This is a genomic window from uncultured Megasphaera sp. (genome assembly GCF_958350005.1).
GTDB lineage: Bacteria > Bacillota > Negativicutes > Veillonellales > Megasphaeraceae > Megasphaera.
Genome location: NZ_CATWFF010000235.1, coordinates 1 through 2688 on the forward strand (window position 1 = coordinate 1; position 2688 = coordinate 2688).

The following is a 2688-nucleotide window of genomic DNA, read 5'->3' on the forward strand; positions in this document are numbered from 1 at the left end:
CTCCAAAGCACTGGCTATAACTTTATCCATATCGTAGTACTTGTATTCACCCAGACGGCCGCCGAAGATAATGCGGCTTTCCCGGTCGGCCAGCGTTTTATACTTCTGATAGAGTGCCTGGTTCTTTTCATTGTTTACGGGATAATATGCTTCTTCCCCCTTATGCCAGTCAGAAGGATATTCTTTCGTAATATACGTCACAGGAGACTTTGTAAGCTCAAAATGCTTATGCTCAATAATCCGGGTCCACGGCGTTTCCCGATCGGTGTAATTCATGACTGCTACGCCCTGGTGATTTTCTTCTTCCAGCCGCTCCGTTTCAAAATGGAGACCTCGGTATTCCAGTTCTCCCAGCTTGTAATCATAATAGGCATCAATAGGGCCAGTATAAATGATTGTCCCTGCCAGATTTTCATAGTCCTTGCGATGCTGAAAGAAATCGACATCCAGACGTACTTCTATGCCTTCCAACAGTTTATCTATAAGCCTATTGTAGCCGCCCACAGGAATGCCTTGGTAGCGGTCATTGAAATAGTTATTGTCATACGTATAGCGTACCGGAAGGCGTTTGATGATGAACGCAGGAAGTTCAGTACAGCCCCGGCCCCACTGTTTTTCTGTATACCCTTTAATAAGCTTGGTGTAAATATCGGTACCAATAAGACTGATTGCCTGTTCTTCCAGATTTTTCGGTTCTGTAATGCCTGCCGCCTTGCGTTGCTCTTCGATTTTTACTGCCGCCTCTGTCGGCGTCACAACACCCCACATTTTGTTGAAGGTGTTCATATTAAAAGGCAGGTTATACAGCTCCCCTTTATAATTTGCCATAGGACTGTTGATATAGTTATTAAATTCCACGAACTGATTCACATAGTCCCACACTTTTTTATCTGATGTGTGGAAAATATGAGCACCATATTTATGAATACGTATGCCATCTTTTTCTTCGCAGTAAATATTACCGCCAATATGGCTACGGCGGTCAATGACAAGACACTTCTTGCCTTGTTTCTTCATTTCATGAGCAAATACACTGCCAAAAAGGCCGGCACCTACAATAAGATACTCATAGGAAAATGTTGATCGTTGTACCATTCTTAACTCCCTACCATATTTTTATTTGAAGTCTAAAATACGCCTTAATACGCACCCTTCCTCTTCAGGACGACGCTGATGGTTCGCCAGATTAAGACGATATCGAACCAGAGATTCCAGTTTCGTACGTACCATGTATCCATCTGGACCCGTTCGTCATAGGACACGTCGTTGCGGCCGCTGGTCTGCCACATGCCGGTTACGCCGGGACGGACCATATAGAAATCTTCAATGAATTTGCCGTATTTTTTGACTTCGTCGCGAATAATAGGCCGCGGACCGACGAGGCTCATTTCCCCTTTTAGGACGTTGAACAGCTGCGGCAGTTCGTCCAGGCTGGTCTTGCGCAGAAAGGCGCCGCTGCGGGTAATGCGGGGATCGTTCTTCAGCTTGAATTCTGTTTCCCACTCTTTGCGGGCCTGCGGATCTTTTTCCAGCAGTTCTTTTAATTTTACGTCCGCATCGACACACATGCTGCGGAACTTATAGCACGAGAATTCCCGGCCTCCTTTTCCGACACGGCGATGCTTGAAAATCACTGGGCCTGGTGAATCTTTATAAATCCATACGGCAATGGCCAGCAATACAGGAGACAGGCAGATAATGCCAATACTCGTGCAGACCAGATCAAATAATCGCTTAAGTACCTGATTATACCACTGCGCTAAGTTATTGCGGAATTTAAAGGCCACAATATGACCGTCAATGAGGCTTTCCATATCCAGTGTTGCCAGGGGCATGCCGCTCATATCGGGAATAAAGGCTACATTCTTGACCTGTGGCTGCAGGCGATATACGAGCTCCTGCACACCTTCCCGCGGTATGCCGGGAGCGACGATAAGCACATGCTGTACCCCGGTCCGCCGAATCACGTCTTCGGCATCAGCAAAGGTCCCCAGATTGGGCATCATGGCAGCCACATGCGGTTCAGGCTGCTTATCTTCCAGAAAGCCGATAAACGTATATCCCAGCCCTGCATCACGGCATAGATGATCCAATACCAGAGCCGCGGTTTTCCCAGCTCCCATGACCAGAACGGGAATCTGCAGACAATGGAGACGACTCAATACTTTCTTGGCTCCATAGCGGCCAATAACAAGAAAGAGAAAGGCCAGAATCCACAGCAATCCAGCAAAGAGACGCGACGTATTCGCAGCAGACTGCAGCAGGTACATAATCAATACGAGAGATACCATCGCGTAGGCATTGACCTTGAATATTTCTGCAATGACCCTCCAGAATTGTGTTCGCCGTGTATAAAGTCCATGGGCCTGCATAAAAAGCAAGTATACGGCAGGAATAATAACGTGTATGCTAAGCCAGGACAGGTGCAGATTCGTATTGCCCATGAAAGAATCCCGCAGCCAGCCCGAAACGATGACGGCAGCAAGAACAGCCAGGTAATCTACAACTCCCAGAACAACGGGCAGTATGGCCGTGCTGTATTTATTTTGAATAGATATAACGGAAGAATAGTTTCGTTCAGTTTCGTGTTTCAACGGCATGCCAACTCCTACTCTAAAATTCTCAATAGGTTCATTATACTCATCTCCAACAGGTTTGTCTACACTCCCCCAGGCAGAACTGCAGGGA

2 protein-coding genes are annotated in these 2688 nt (G+C 46.8%); both read right to left on the bottom strand.

Features of this window, described 5'->3' with window-relative positions; genetic code table 11:
* Window positions 1–1095 (bottom strand): UDP-galactopyranose mutase (gene glf / locus Q3886_RS09900; protein ID WP_301861307.1); only part of this gene is annotated, 1095 nt, incomplete at its 3' end.
* A gap of 44 nt (window positions 1096–1139) precedes the next feature.
* Entirely contained in the window at window positions 1140–2594 is a 1455-nt protein-coding gene (locus tag Q3886_RS09905; protein WP_301861308.1) for a sugar transferase, read from the bottom strand.
* Between the last annotated feature and the right edge of the window lie 94 nt (window positions 2595–2688).